The organism is Flavobacterium frigoris (assembly GCF_900111075.1).
Classification (GTDB): Bacteria; Bacteroidota; Bacteroidia; order Flavobacteriales; family Flavobacteriaceae; genus Flavobacterium; species Flavobacterium frigoris.
In genome coordinates, this window is record NZ_FOFZ01000001.1 from 424,835 (window position 1) to 439,154 (window position 14,320).

Sequence of the window (14,320 nt, forward strand, 5' to 3'; positions counted from 1 at the left end):
GCTCCCTTCTTGTTAGCGTAATGATATCTTTCTGATTTTTGTTAAATTGTGATATAAATTAAAAGCACTAATCAATTAAAACTAATTTCAGTATTTTTGTCAAAACAGCATTAATACTTGAACTAAAAAAAATGGCTTTAGACACAATAAACCCTACACAGACAGAATCTTGGAAAAAACTGCAAAGTCACTTTGGCGAAATGCAAAACGCTACCATGCAGGAGATGTTTCAAATGGACGATACTCGAACAGCAAAGTTTAACTTGAAATGGAATGATTTTCTACTTGATTACTCGAAAAACATTATAAATCAAGATACTATGGACCTCTTATTGGAATTGGCTAATGAAGTAGGTTTAAAAAAGGCAATTTTAGATTATTTTGAAGGAGAGATCATTAATCAAACCGAAAACAGAGCAGTACTACATACTGCCTTAAGAGCAAAAGAATCTGCGGTTATAAATGTAAATGGACAAAATGTAGTTCCCGAAATTTATGATGTAAAAAGAAAGATTAAAGCTTTTTCGAATGAAATAATAGCAGGAGAAAGAACGGGATATACAGGAAAACCTTTTACTGATATTGTAAATATTGGTATTGGAGGTTCTGATTTAGGCCCAGCAATGGTAGTTGAGGCATTGCAGTTTTATAAAAATCAGTTGAATGTTCATTTTGTTTCTAATATAGATGGAGATCATGTAAATGAAATTATAAAAAAGCTAAATCCAGAAACAACTCTTTTTGTTGTTGTATCTAAAACATTTACTACACAAGAGACATTAACAAATTCTGAAACGATAAAAAGATGGTTTTTATCTCAAGAGTTTGGAACAACGCAAGAGGATATAGCCAAACATTTTGTGGCTGTTTCCACCAATATTCAAAAAGTGACTGACTTTGGAATAAATCCAGACAATGTTTTCCCTATGTGGGATTGGGTTGGTGGGCGTTTTTCATTATGGAGCGCCGTGGGATTAACCATCAGTTTGGCGGTAGGTTTTGATAATTTTGATGAGTTGTTAAGTGGTGCAAATGAAATGGACGACCATTTTGAAAGTGCCGACTTTGATCAAAATATGCCAGTTGTTCTTGCTTTATTGAGCATCTGGTATAATAATTTCTTTGGAGCTGAAAGCGAAGCTTTGATTCCTTATACACAATACCTTCAAAAATTAGTTCCTTATTTACAACAGGGTACCATGGAAAGTAATGGTAAAAGTGTGGGTAGAGATGGGAATCCCGTTAATTATGAGACAGGAACTATTATTTGGGGAGAACCAGGAACTAATGCACAACATGCTTTTTTTCAACTAATTCATCAGGGAACGAAGTTAATCCCTTCTGATTTTATTGGTTTTGTAAAGCCGTTGTATGGCGATCAAGATCATCATGATAAACTGATGTCTAACTATTTTGCACAAACGGAAGCGTTAATGCATGGAAAAACAGTAGAAAAGGTACAGTCTGAATTTGATGTCCAAGGACTTGATGCTGAGAGAGCAAAGTTTTTATTGCCTTTTAAAGTTTTTGCAGGTAATAAGCCTACGAATACGATTTTAATAGAAAAATTAACTCCTAAATCATTAGGGTCGTTGATTGCACTATACGAACATAAAATCTTTGTGCAAGGAGTAATTTGGAATATTTTTAGTTTTGACCAATGGGGAGTGGAGCTAGGAAAACAATTAGCTAATTCCATTCTGGACGAGCTTAATTCGAAAGAAATTAAAAAGCATGACTGTTCAACTGCGTTCCTATTGGATTATTACTTGAAGAATAAGTAGAATTGAGAGATTAAAGAAACGATTCTGAGGGTTGTTTCTGTGAGTTTTTCATTGAAACCGATATTATTTAAAGCCCTTGTTTTTTTTAAAATAAGGGCTTTTTATTTGTAACGCCCTAGTTACAAGCTGTTAATCAGATGGTGTTCTTGCAGTTTTGTTTGACTATAATCGTAAAGCATTAAAAACATGACTTTTTTATGCAGATGGATAGCGACGCTCAATGGTAAATGAATTGGTAAATCCATCGTTATTAATTTTTACTGTAGAAGAACATGGAAATTTGATTTGAAATACAGTTCTTAAGAATAGGTTATTTAAAATAGTACAATGATGTTTATTTTGCACCTTTTTTTGAGAAATAAGCCCTTTTTTAGTACAGTAAGAAGATGTGATTTTAGTTAAAAATTCGGCCTTTAGCATTTTTCAAGCATTTGTATTTTTTTTGCATTAAATAATAGATATTAACAATTAATCATGTTAAAGTGTATTAATTTGTTTTTTTTTAAGGAAAAAATATTAATTTAATAAATTCGCTTAATTCGAATAAATTACTTTCTTAACATTGTCTTAACTCTTTTAGTTAAAATTGTTATAATTTTGCTCAAAATAATAAATAACAAAAAATGAAGACAATGAAAAATTGGTTATTCTCTGGAGTACTGTTTTTAATGGTTACTAGTGCATTTTCTCAAGGGAAAGTTACGGGAACGATTACTGATGGACAAGGCTCATTACCTGGTGCAAATGTTGCTATCAAAGGAAGTAAAGTCGGCGTTTCTGCAGATTTTGATGGTAAATTCTCAATTAATACAACGGTTGATGCTGGAGAATTGGTTATTTCTTTTATCGGTTTCGAACCTAAAACAGTCAAATTTTCAGTGGCAACTGGTGTTACTAAAGATTTAGGAACTATCGTTTTAACTGCTAATTCTAATGAATTGAGTGAGATTGTTGTTATTGGTAAAGGTATTATCGATATCGCTCAAGGTAGAAAAACACCTATTGCTGTTTCGACTATTAGAGCCGAAGAAATTCAAGCTAAAATTGGTACTTCTGACATTACACAAGTTCTTGTGAACACTCCTTCTGTATACGTTGCAGGTCAAGCAGGTGGATTTGGAGATTCTAGAATTAGCGTTCGTGGATTCGCGCAAGACAATACCGCATTCTTATTAAACGGTCAGCCTATAAATGGAATGGAGGATGGTAAAGTATACTGGTCTAACTGGTCTGGAATGTCTGATGTTGCCAATGCAGTTCAAATTCAAAGAGGTTTAGGTTCTTCTAAATTAGCAATTTCTTCTGTTGGAGGAACTGTTAATTTTGTAACTAAAGCCACTGATAAAAAAGAAGGTGGTTTTGCTTCAGTAGGTGTTGCAAATGACAACTATTATAAAACTACAGCCGCGTATAACACAGGAATGAGCAAAAGTGGCTGGGGAACAAGCGTTTTGTTATCTCACTGGCAAGGTGATGGTTATAATGATGGAACTGCTGGACAAGGTGAAGTGTATTTTATTTCTGTTGGATTCAAAGCTAACGAAAATCATAATTTTAATTTTCTATTGACAGGTGCTCCACAAGAACACGATCAAAATTATGGTAAGAAGTTAAGTGTATACGAAACTTATGGTAGAAAATACAATGATAATGGAGGTGTTTTAAATGGAAAATATGTAGCTACAGCCGGTAATTACTATCATAAACCTGTTGCTAACTTGAACTGGGATTTTAACATTAATGATAAATCTAGTTTGTCAACGGTATTATACGCTTCATGGGGAAGAGGTGGTAGTGTAGGATCTGTGGGAGCAAGTCCAAAAAGAACAGCTGACGGACATGTTGATTACGATGCGATTGTAGCTGCTAACGAAGCAAGTACTACTGGTGCTTCAACTATGGCTTTACGCAACTCTGTTAATAATCATGAGTGGTACGGTCTGGTAAGTAATTTCAGAACCGCTTTAACTGAAAATATTGACTTTAATATGGGTCTTGATTTAAGAACTTATAAAGGAATTCACTTTAGACAAATTATTAACTTACTTGGTGCTGATTATTATTTGGATAAGTACAGCCTTAACAATCCAAACAATCAAATCTCTGAAACATTTACAAATAATCGCTATTCAGTATTAACGAATTATGCAGATGAAAAAAACAGGTACCAATGGGATTATAGTGAAACAATTACTTACGGCGGATTCTTTTCTCAAATAGAATATGCAAAAGATAATTTTTCTAGTTTTTTCCAAGGTGCTATCTCAAATCAAGCGCATACTCGTACAGACAGATATGGTTATGTTCCAGGTAATCAAGATGCAGAGAACGTGAACAATGTAGGTTATAATGTTAAAGGTGGGGCTAGTTATAAAATTGAACAAGTAGGTTCTTTTTATGCTAATGCAGGATATTATTCAAGACAACCTTACCATGATAATATTTATTTAAATTTTGGTAATGACGTTAATCCATTAACTAAGAACGAAAAGATATTAGGTTTAGAATTAGGTTACAATTATAGTTCTAAATTCCTTTCAGGGAGCATCAATGCTTTTAGAACTTCTTGGAAAGATAGGGTTACTTCAACTTCATCCGAAGTAAATAGTGTTTTACAATACAAAACTAATGAAGGTGTTGAGCAATTGCATACTGGAATTGAATTAGATTTTGTTGCTAAGCTTATGAATAATCTTGATATTACAGGTTTTGCTTCATTTGGAGATTACCAATTTGTTGGAAATTCAGTAATCACAGTTAGAGATGAAGATAGAAATATACTAAGTAGCGCTAACGTTGATGTAGATGGTGGAAAAGTTGGAGATGCTGCTCAAACAACTCTTGGATTGGGTGCTAAATATGAGATACTTCCAAGATTTTCTGTTGATGCTGATTGGAGAAATTACAGTAAATTATATTCAAATGTTGGAGCTGTTAAAAATAATTTAGAGTTACCAAGTTATGACGTGGTAGATTCTGGGTTATCTTATAAAATTTTAACAGGTAGTAATAAACAAAACTCTGTGTTTTTAAGATTGAACGTGAATAATGTTTTTGATGAAGTATATATTTCTGAATTAGCGTCAGCTATCACTGCAAATCCTGGGGACACTACCGTTAGGGGACTTAACTCTGATAATAGAGGTTTTTACGGATACGGACGAACTTGGAATTTTAGCGTTCGTTATAACTTCTAGTAGTTCATAAAAATAGAATTTAATTCCTGGATTAAGTGCTATGTCTTGGCTAATGAGTTTGTAACTCAGTATAAGATAAGGCAATTCATTTACAAGATTAATCCAGTATAAATAAGTAAAAAAGCAGATGAGTAATCATCTGCTTTTTTTTGTTTCAGCAAGTAGGATTCATAAAAAGTCGGATTTATTGTTGGAAAGTAGCGCTCTAAGAGCCTTGATTTAAATTTAAATCAAGGCTCTTTTTATTTTATAAGTAGTCTTGAGTTTTTGAAATTGTCCTTTTTTCGCTTAGTCTATAAAAACGCTGTTTTTTAACATTTTAGTTGAAAAATATTCAAAATAAATTCGAAAAGAGGCTAAAAAACGCTTAAAACGGAAAACTATGTTAAAATTCACTATTCCGTGTCGTTTTATTAACAAATAATTAACATTGATTTGCTAAAAATGTTAGATTTTTGCCAAAAATTAATAAACTAAACTAAAGACAGAAATGAAAAGAATTATTTTTATTTTGATTACGTTTTTATCCGTTGTAGGTCATGCGCAGGTTACTAGCTCTGCCATGTCTGGAAAGGTTAAATCGACGACAGGTGAGTTGTTGCCTGGAGCGACGGTAGAAGTTGTTCACAAACCTACTGGAACAAAATATTTTTCAACGACAGATTTTGACGGAAGTTATGCTGTTCAAGGACTTAGACCAGGTGGGCCTTACACTGTGAAAGTGACTTATATTGGTTACCAAACAACTGAAATCACAGAAATTAATGCTCCCTTAGGAAGTAATTTAACGGTTAATGTTATAGTAAAAGAAGAAACTAATACATTAAAAGAAGTAGTTGTTGTCTCGACTAAATCTAACGGAGCTTTTAATAAGGGAAAAACTGGGGCTTCGCAACAATTTTCTAATAGAGAATTGACTGCCATTCCTATTACAGGCGCCAGATCGATCAATTCAATCACGAAGTATAACGCTAATGCTGGTGGCGGTGGGTCTTTTGGAGGACAAGATTCAAGATTAAATAACTTTACTATCGATGGTTCTGTATTTAATAATGGTTTCGGACTTGGATCTGACGCGCAAGCGGGAGGAAGAACAGGTTCTACTGCTATTTCATTAGATGCAATCGAGCAGTTGCAAATAAGTATCGCGCCTTTCGATGTTCGTCAATCAGGTTTTACTGGTACTGGAATCAATGGTGTTACTAGAAGTGGTACTAACGAAATTGAAGGTTCAGTTTATGCTTCTACCAGAAGTAATAAAAAAGAATTCATAGGAACTAAAGCAGGTCAAACTGTAATTGCACCAGCTACTTTTGAAGAAAAAATATTAGGTGCTAGAATTGGTTTGCCAATCATTAAAAATAAATTGTTTTTCTTTGGAAACTTTGAAACAGTTGATAATACAAGTCCGGCTACAACATGGACATCCACAGGTTCTCCTGCTCCAAGTGGTCAGGTATCTGCTCCTACATTTCAACAAATGCAGGATCTTTCTACTTTTTTGCAAGATAAGTTGGGATATACTACTGGTCCATGGGAAAATTATGATGCAAAAAAACTTTCTAAAAAGTATCTTGCTAAAATTGACTGGAACATTAATGATAATAATAAATTTTCTATTCGTTACGTTCATCATGATTCCTCTTCTGACGAATTAACGTCTAATTCAAATTCATTAGGATTTGGAAACAGAAGAACGAATGTAAATTCAATGTCTTTCAAAAATAGTGGTTATACTATTCTTGACAATACAAGATCTATCGTTGTTCAATTAGACAGTAAATTATCTGAATCTTGGAGTAACAACTTCATTGGAGGTTATGATAAACAAATTGAGGATAGAGGTTTACAAGGTGGTGGATTATTCCCAACTATTGACATTAAAAATGGGCAGCCAAATGCTACGGGTCCTGGATTTACAACAGGTAACTTAACCTTCATTTCAGCTGGTTTGGATCCTTTTACGCAAGGAAATAAATTGACTTATTCTACACTACACTTTACTGATAATGTGACAAAAACGATAGGGAAACACTCTTTATTATTTGGAGCTAACTATGAGCATTTTGAATCAAGTAATTTATTTTTCTCGGGTTCTAATGGAGTTTTCATATTTAACTCTTTAGGTGAGTTTTATAATGCGGCCAATGAGTCTATTGCATTAAGTGGAGCTCCTTCAGTGAATAATTTACCAGTAAGAACTCAATTTAGATATTCTGCTTTACCAGGAGCCGTTGAGCCTTTACAGGTTTTAAAATCAGATAAAATTGATCTTTATTTTCAAGATGAATTCAAAGTTAACGATCAGTTAAAAGTTACTTTTGGTTTAAGAGGTTCAAGAGTATCATTTGTAGATACGGCACTTGAAAACGCTGTAGTGAATGGTTTGACTTTTGCTAATGGCCAAAAATTCAATACTGGTGATATGCCAAATTCTCAATATCTTTTTGAACCTAGAGCAGGTTTCAATTTAGATGTTACTGGTGATGCTAAAACTATTGTTAGAGGAGGTTCTGGTATATTCTCAGGAAGACCGCCGCTTGTATTTTTATCGAATGCAATAGGTAATAACGGAGTTCTTACTGGATTTATTGATGCAAGTGATTCTAATGTTGGTCCAGGTGGATATGGTTTTACAGCTGATCCTAATAAATATTTCACACCTTCTACACCAACCTTACCTTCTTCTATAGATTTAGCATTTACAGAAAAAAATTATAAATTCCCACAAACGTGGAAAACAACTATTGCCTTAGACCAAAAACTACCTTTCGGTTTTACAGGTACAATAGAGGGAATTTACAGTAAGAATATCAATGAAACTGCTTATTCTAATGCCAATTTTGAAAATCCAGTAGGAACAATTAATGGTCCAGATAACAGACCATTATTTGCTGGAAATGATAATGGTGTAAGAATAAACAACAATGTTATTAATGCGATTGTTCTTAGTAATACAGATAAAGGATATTTTTATTCTACGACATTCAAGCTAGAGTATCCTTACAAAAAAGGGCTATGGGGTTCATTTGCTTACACACATTCACAAGCTAATGACTTGTTGTCTCCAGGATCAACTGCTTCAGGTAGCTGGAACGGAGTGCGTTCAATCAATGGAAATAACGATCAAAAATTAGGTTTGTCTAATAATAATACTCCACACAGAATGGTGGGTATTCTTGGTTACAAAATCGAATATGGAGATAAAACTGGAGCATCAACGTCTATCAACCTTGGGTATATTGGTGAGCAATCGAGTTCTTTCTCTTACACTTATGGAGGAGATTTAAACGGTGACCGTATTAATGGAAATGATTTATTATTTGTTCCTAATAAAGCGACTGATCTTCGATTTGTTCCAATATCTCAAAATTTTGGGGGTTCATCAATTGTATTGTATACCGAAGCGCAACAACAAGAAGCTTTTGATAAATTCATTGACCAAGACCCATATCTTTCTACAAAAAGAGGGCAATATGTTGATAGAAACGTGAATCTTTTACCAATGTTACATAGAGTTGATTTATCGGTAACACAAGATTTCTTTCTTAAAATTGGTGGAAAAAAGAATAGTTTTCAATTTAGAGCTGATATCTTAAACTTTACAAACTTACTTAACCGTAGTTGGGGAGTTTCGCAAAGAGCGACAGCAGCAAGTATTTTAAATGTCTCTCAAGCACCAAGTAGTTCAAATAATTTTATTCCAGGTTACACGTTAGCATTTCAAACGGACAATCAAGGAGTAAGGACTTTGGCGAAGGACACTTTCCAAAAAAACGCCTCGACATTTGATGTTTGGCAAGCGCAATTTACACTAAGATATACTTTCGGAAATTAATTAGCATTACATATTTTAAAAATAAAAAGTTCAAAAAATAAATTTAAACGTCATGAAAATAAAAAATCAAATTCTGTCTTTCATAGCAATCGTAGCTGTTGCTCTTACGACTTTTTCTTGTACTAGTGATTCACCAAAAGAGGTAACTCCTTTGAAATCTATTATTGATATTGCAAAAGCTGATCCTGCTAACTTTAGTATCTTAGTTGATGCATTGAAAAAAACGGGTTTAGATGGTACTTTGGGTAATGCTGGATCTTATACCGTCTTTGCTCCAACAAACGCTGCTTTCACTGCAGCAGGTTTTACAAGCGCAAGTATTAATGCGTTAGTTGCTCCAGCTGATAACGTTGCTATCGCAAATTTAAAATTGGTATTGCAAAACCACGTAATTGGTTTAGGAACTAAAGCTAATGATTTAGTTGCAGGAGGTTATTTTAAAACTTTTGGGTTCTTAAAGACATCTTCTACTTCTACGTCAGGTGCTAACTTAAGTGTATTTGTTAGGATGGTAGGCAATGATGTAATTTTAAACGGAGGAATAGCTAACGGTGGTGCTAAAGTTACTACTGCTGATGCTGCAATTGCTAATAACGGAATCATCCATATTATTGATGCAGTTTTGAAATTACCAACAATCGTCGATCAAATAAAATCTAACCCTAACTTGTCTTCTTTATTAGCGGTTGTTACTTCTGCGCCGCAGGCTTCAGTTTTAACTACGTTGAATGGAGCTACAGGTTCAGCTGCAGTTACAGTATATGCTCCAGATAATGGTGCTTTTACTACTGCAACTGCTACGGGTGGTTATTTAGTAGGGAAAACGGATGCGCAAGTTATAAATATCTTAAGATATCATTTAGAGAGTGGAAACAGAGCTCCAAGTTCAACTTCTTCATACTCATCTTCTGACCTTGCTATTACAACTTTAAATACACCTAACAAATTTACAATTTTGGCTGGTACTGTAAAAATTAAGGATGTAGTAGGGACTACTAATGGTACAGTAAAAACTTTTAACATTCAAGGTACAAATGGAGTAATTCAAATAGTAGATAAAGTATTGCAACCATTTTTGTAAGACTATAATCTAAATTTATATAAACTGCCTAAAATTTATTTTAGGCAGTTTATTTTATAATAGTAATTGTACAGCCACTTTAGCTTTTAGCAATAAGTGGTTTTTTTATGCCTTTTTTGTCTATATTTGTTTTTAAAAAAATAACATTTACTCTATGTACGAATTTTTAAAAGAATTTCATTCTGGTTGGGCTTATGTAGCTCTTGTATTATTAGTGGTTGCAGTAGTTAATGCTTTTATTGGAGTGTTTTCCAAAAAAGAATTTACGACTAAGGATCGAAAAATAGCTATTTTTGGTTTGATAGGAACACATACTCAGTTATTAATTGGATTGATTTTGTATTTTGTTAGTCCACTTGGTTTTGCTTCATTGGGACAAATGTCTGATAAAGCATTGCGATTGACTTCCTTAGAACATCCTCTAATTAACATTATTGCTATCACGTTAATCACGATTGGATGGACAAAACATAAAAAATTGACAACGTCTGAATCAAAATTTAAGACTTTTTCTATTTTTTACGGATTGGGATTGTTGCTTATTTTGAGTAGAATTCCATGGGCAATGTGGTTATAAAAAAACAAAAAAAGTCCTATTTATAGGGCTTTTTTTATCAAGGTATGGTTTTTGTTTAAACAGAGTCGAACTAAAAAGTTAATAATGAGAAAATCAATCACAGCTCTTTTTTTATTTACCATTGTTGCATTGGTGAGTAGTCAAAGTTTAATTATCAATAATCAAAAAACTCCAATTCAAAAAACTTCAGTAGCCAAAGACACTATCAAAAAGGCCAAGGTCTTAGTTCTGCAGCAAGAAATTAAAAAAGATTCGGTAGAAGATAAGATGGGTCAGTTAGTCATGTACAAGAAAGATGCCCATGCCTCGTATTATGCTGATAAGTTTCACGGTAGGAGAACAGCCAGCGGTGCACTATTTGACATGCACAAATATACAGCAGCTCATAAAAAATTCCCATTTGGAACTAAGCTAAAAATAACGAATCAAGCCAATGGACAATCTGTTATTGTAGAGGTTACTGACAGAGGGCCTTTTGTAAAATCGAGAGATATTGACCTTTCTAAAATAGCTTTTATGGAAATAGCAAAAAACAAAGGCGCTGGAGTTATGATTGTAACGATTGAAGCTTTTAAAAAATAATTATTACCAGTTCATAAAAGGATTAATACTTAAATTAGAGTTGTAATACCGGTTGTCATTCGTTACTTCTTTGCCTAGCCAGCTTGGTTTTTCAAAAGTTTCACCTTCAGAGTGAAGCTCTATTTCGGCAATAATTAAACCTTTGTTTTCGCCATAAAACTCGTCAACTTCATAGGTGTGGTTTCCTATTTTTATTTCAAAACGAGTTTTGTCAATAGCTCCTTTTTCACAGAGTAATAGTAATTTTTCGGCTTCGGCTACGGGAATTTCTTTTTCCCACTCAAAACGAGACATTCCCGTCTCATTTGACACTCCTTTTATCGTGATATAGGCGTTGTCTGCTTTTACTCGAATGCGAACTGTTCGTTCTGGGACGGAGCTTAAATAGCCTTGTTTAATTCGATTTTGTTCAAAAGCCTCTTTTTTAAAAGCCTCTGATGTAACTAAAAATTTTCGTTCTATTTCTATCATTTAAAAGTCTATTTGGTTTTTAATAAGAGCTTCTTCCAGCTTTTTATTATATCTTTTTGTTTTTTCTAGAATCGGAAATAAATTCAGTTTCTAGAAAAATTAAAAAGGATGCCATTTCCATCTGGGCTATCCCTAATTCAAATGTATCAAATATTTATACTCTAATAGAATGTTTTCATAGAAAAGCTATTTAAATTTGTATCATGTCCGAAAGTAGCCCAAATAGAAAAATCATACACATCGACATGGACGCTTTCTACGCTTCTGTGGAGCAAATGGATAATCCTTCACTACGAGGAAAACCAGTTGCTGTGGGTGGTTCTGAAAATCGGGGTGTTGTAGCGGCTGCAAGTTATGAGGCGAGAAAATTTGGAGTAAGAAGTGCTATTAGTGGGGTAATGGCAAAGAAAAATTGTCCTGACATTATTTTTGTTAGTCCGCGATTTGATAGATATAAAGAAATTTCGACTAAGATTCATAAAATTTTTAGAGAGTATACTGATTTAGTGGAGCCGCTTTCACTTGATGAAGCCTATTTAGACGTTACTCAAAATAAAAAAGGAAACCCTAGTGCTAGTCTATTGGCAGAAGAAATCCGCTTACGAATATTCAAAGAAGTGGGACTAACCGCATCAGCAGGAATATCAGTCAACAAGTTTGTTGCAAAAATCGCTAGTGATTACAACAAACCCAATGGACAAAAGACAGTAAATCCAGAGGAGGTGATCACTTTTTTAGAAGAATTACCCATTCGTAAATTTTATGGAGTAGGGAAAGTTACTACCGAAAAGATGTATCAGTTGGGAATCTTTACCGGAGTTGAATTAAAAAGCAAGTCATTAGAATTCCTGGAGAAACATTTTGGAAAAGCGGGAGGCTTCTATTATAATGTCGTGCGGGGAATTCATAACAGCGAGGTCAAATCAGATAGAATCACTAAATCTGTTGCTGCAGAACATACTTTTGACATAAATCTTTCATCGGAGATCTTTATGATTGAGCAACTGGAAAACATTGCAAATACATTAGAGAGAAGGCTCAAAAAACATAATATTTCTGGGAAGACAGTTACTTTAAAAATCAAGTACAGTGATTTTACTCAGCAAACCAGAAGTAAAACATTGCCTTATTTTATTGCTGACAAAGGATTGATTTTAGAAACGGTAAAGGAGCTTTTATATCAGGAACGCATGAAAAATTCGGTTCGGTTATTAGGAATATCCTTGAATAATTTAAATACGGAAGTTAAGAAAGCTGTTGTGGTACAGCTAAAATTTAGTTTTTAAGACCTGCTTAGGCATCTTCAACAATAGTTAAATCCCTTAGAAAAACATTTTATTTTTTTATTTTTATTTATATTTGATTAAAAATACAGGTCATGTTAGATTTTAAACACTACGATAGTGCATTTGCGAGGCGTTATGATACTCTTGATCGGACGTTAGTTCCTATTTTGGCATGGAATTTTCACCGTGAATACTTAGATGAAGTAAAAAACATCTATGTTGACTGTATTAAATTAAATCTAATTGCAAGTAATAGTAAATGGGGAGTAGATGATTGGGATTTCAAAAATAAGCTAAAAGAGGAGGTGATTATTGTTACTGACGCTAAATTAGAGATTGTTTTTGCTTCACATAACCTTACTAAAATGAATGGTTATAGAGAAGAAGAAGTTATGGGTAGGACTCCAAAAATGTTTCATGGGTCAGCAACGAATTCACTAACTTCTAATGAAATTAGAAAAGCAATCCAATTGCAAGAGCCTTTCGAAAAAACAGTTTTGAATTATAAAAAGAATGGTGATACTTATCTTTGTCTAATTAAGGGATTTCCAGTATTTAATAGAAAAGGGGAATTATCTCATTTTATTGCCTTTGAAAAAGCAGCATAAAAAAAGCCCTTTTTATTTAAAAAAGGGCTTTTTTACGTTTTATAGAATCTAGAATTAATCTTTACTTGAGAGCTTAGAAAGCAATCTTAAAAACTCAATGTACAACCATACAAGAGTAATCATCAAGCCCATCGCGCCAAACCACTCCATGTATTTAGGCATTTTTTCTTGAACTCCTTTTTCAATTCTGTCAAAGTCCAAAAACAAGTTTAAAGCAGCGATAATAATTACAAACACACTGATACCAATACTCATCATCGAATTACCATAGTGAACCGGAGTAAAACTGGTAAACATAGAAACAATCCATGAGATAATGTAGTAAGTAGCAATGGCAAGTGTAGCAGCAACAACAACTGATTTAAATTGTTCTGTTACTTTTACAATTTTGAATCTGTAAAGGCCTAAGCATACTGCAAAAGTTACAAATGTGGCTCCAACTGCCTGTATCACAATTCCAGGATATTTAGCTTCGAAAATAGCAGAAATTCCTCCAATAAACAGACCCTCAAATAACGCGTATCCAGGAGCTAAATAGGGTGAATATTGCGGTTTGAAAGCGGCAATTACAACTAGGACTAATCCGGCTATAGCGCCACCAATAGCAGGTACTATTGGGTTTGTGCCATTAAAAGCCATCCACCAAATCACGATGGCAGAGGCAATAAGTAATAGAAACAAAAGTAATGTCTTATTCATTGTGCCAGATAACGTCATCTCTTGATCGTAATCAATAACAGTAGCTCTATGCACTTGTTCTTTTCCTGATGCTGATGTAGCCGAAAAAGATTTATTAGTTAAAAAAGGGTTTTTTGATTTGAAATTCATGTTAAATAAAATTTGTTTTTTCAAAGGTAAATTAAAAAAAATGTAAGCACAAAAAAACCGTCTCGTTT

10 protein-coding genes are annotated in these 14,320 nt (G+C 33.6%); 8 read left to right on the forward strand and 2 right to left on the reverse strand.

The window, feature by feature from the left end:
• The first annotated feature begins 131 nt into the window (after positions 1 to 131).
• From pgi to BMW63_RS01805, 6 genes are all read left to right on the forward strand, one after another.
• Entirely contained in the window at positions 132 to 1,784 is a 1,653-nt protein-coding gene (pgi, locus tag BMW63_RS01775; protein ID WP_074720623.1) for a glucose-6-phosphate isomerase, read from the forward strand.
• A 632-nt stretch (positions 1,785 to 2,416) separates the two neighbouring features.
• Positions 2,417 to 4,981, forward strand: coding sequence for a TonB-dependent receptor (locus BMW63_RS01785; protein WP_317040256.1), 2,565 nt, complete (start codon positions 2,417 to 2,419; stop codon positions 4,979 to 4,981).
• Between the two features lie 490 nt (positions 4,982 to 5,471).
• Positions 5,472 to 8,819: a TonB-dependent receptor gene (locus BMW63_RS01790; RefSeq protein WP_074720629.1), complete on the forward strand. Its 3,348-nt coding sequence runs from the start codon at positions 5,472 to 5,474 to the stop codon at positions 8,817 to 8,819.
• Between the two features lie 52 nt (positions 8,820 to 8,871).
• A complete protein-coding gene (locus BMW63_RS01795) occupies positions 8,872 to 9,900 on the forward strand; it encodes a fasciclin domain-containing protein (protein WP_083380327.1) in 1,029 nt (342 codons plus the stop codon).
• 154 nt (positions 9,901 to 10,054) lie between these two features.
• Positions 10,055 to 10,477: a hypothetical protein gene (locus BMW63_RS01800; RefSeq protein WP_074720631.1), complete on the forward strand. Its 423-nt coding sequence runs from the start codon at positions 10,055 to 10,057 to the stop codon at positions 10,475 to 10,477.
• An 84-nt stretch (positions 10,478 to 10,561) separates the two neighbouring features.
• On the forward strand, positions 10,562 to 11,059 hold the full coding sequence (locus BMW63_RS01805) for a septal ring lytic transglycosylase RlpA family protein (RefSeq protein WP_074720633.1): 498 nt from the start codon (positions 10,562 to 10,564) through the stop codon (positions 11,057 to 11,059).
• Between the two features lie 3 nt (positions 11,060 to 11,062).
• Here the strand turns inward: BMW63_RS01805 and BMW63_RS01810 are convergent, their stop codons facing one another.
• Positions 11,063 to 11,530 carry a CYTH domain-containing protein gene (locus BMW63_RS01810; RefSeq protein WP_074720635.1) on the reverse strand — a complete coding sequence of 156 codons (468 nt, stop codon included), beginning with the start codon at positions 11,528 to 11,530 and terminating at the stop codon, positions 11,063 to 11,065.
• 203 nt (positions 11,531 to 11,733) lie between these two features.
• On the opposite strand from BMW63_RS01810, the gene dinB reads away from it, so the two are divergent.
• Together dinB and BMW63_RS01820 are read left to right on the forward strand one after the other, a co-directional pair.
• Positions 11,734 to 12,816 carry a DNA polymerase IV gene (gene dinB / locus BMW63_RS01815; protein ID WP_074720637.1) on the forward strand — a complete coding sequence of 361 codons (1,083 nt, stop codon included), beginning with the start codon at positions 11,734 to 11,736 and terminating at the stop codon, positions 12,814 to 12,816.
• 92 nt (positions 12,817 to 12,908) lie between these two features.
• Positions 12,909 to 13,424, forward strand: coding sequence for a PAS domain-containing protein (locus BMW63_RS01820; protein ID WP_074720639.1), 516 nt, complete (start codon positions 12,909 to 12,911; stop codon positions 13,422 to 13,424).
• A gap of 54 nt (positions 13,425 to 13,478) precedes the next feature.
• On the opposite strand, the gene BMW63_RS01825 is transcribed toward BMW63_RS01820, so the two are convergent.
• Positions 13,479 to 14,252, reverse strand: coding sequence for a Bax inhibitor-1/YccA family protein (locus BMW63_RS01825; protein WP_074720641.1), 774 nt, complete (start codon positions 14,250 to 14,252; stop codon positions 13,479 to 13,481).
• Positions 14,253 to 14,320 lie beyond the last annotated feature (68 nt).

Excerpts from the sequence above, each read along its gene's own strand:
- pgi (WP_074720623.1), top strand. The coding sequence starts at position 132 with ATGGCTTTAGACACAATAAACCCTACACAGACAGAATCTTGGAAAAAA.
- BMW63_RS01785 (WP_317040256.1), top strand. The coding sequence starts at position 2,417 with ATGAAAAATTGGTTATTCTCTGGAGTACTGTTTTTAATGGTTACTAGT.
- BMW63_RS01790 (WP_074720629.1), top strand. The coding sequence starts at position 5,472 with ATGAAAAGAATTATTTTTATTTTGATTACGTTTTTATCCGTTGTAGGT.
- BMW63_RS01795 (WP_083380327.1), top strand. The coding sequence starts at position 8,872 with ATGAAAATAAAAAATCAAATTCTGTCTTTCATAGCAATCGTAGCTGTT.
- BMW63_RS01800 (WP_074720631.1), top strand. The coding sequence starts at position 10,055 with ATGTACGAATTTTTAAAAGAATTTCATTCTGGTTGGGCTTATGTAGCT.
- BMW63_RS01805 (WP_074720633.1), top strand. The coding sequence starts at position 10,562 with ATGAGAAAATCAATCACAGCTCTTTTTTTATTTACCATTGTTGCATTG.
- BMW63_RS01810 (WP_074720635.1), bottom strand. The coding sequence starts at position 11,530 with ATGATAGAAATAGAACGAAAATTTTTAGTTACATCAGAGGCTTTTAAA.
- dinB (WP_074720637.1), top strand. The coding sequence starts at position 11,734 with ATGTCCGAAAGTAGCCCAAATAGAAAAATCATACACATCGACATGGAC.
- BMW63_RS01820 (WP_074720639.1), top strand. The coding sequence starts at position 12,909 with ATGTTAGATTTTAAACACTACGATAGTGCATTTGCGAGGCGTTATGAT.
- BMW63_RS01825 (WP_074720641.1), bottom strand. The coding sequence starts at position 14,252 with ATGAATTTCAAATCAAAAAACCCTTTTTTAACTAATAAATCTTTTTCG.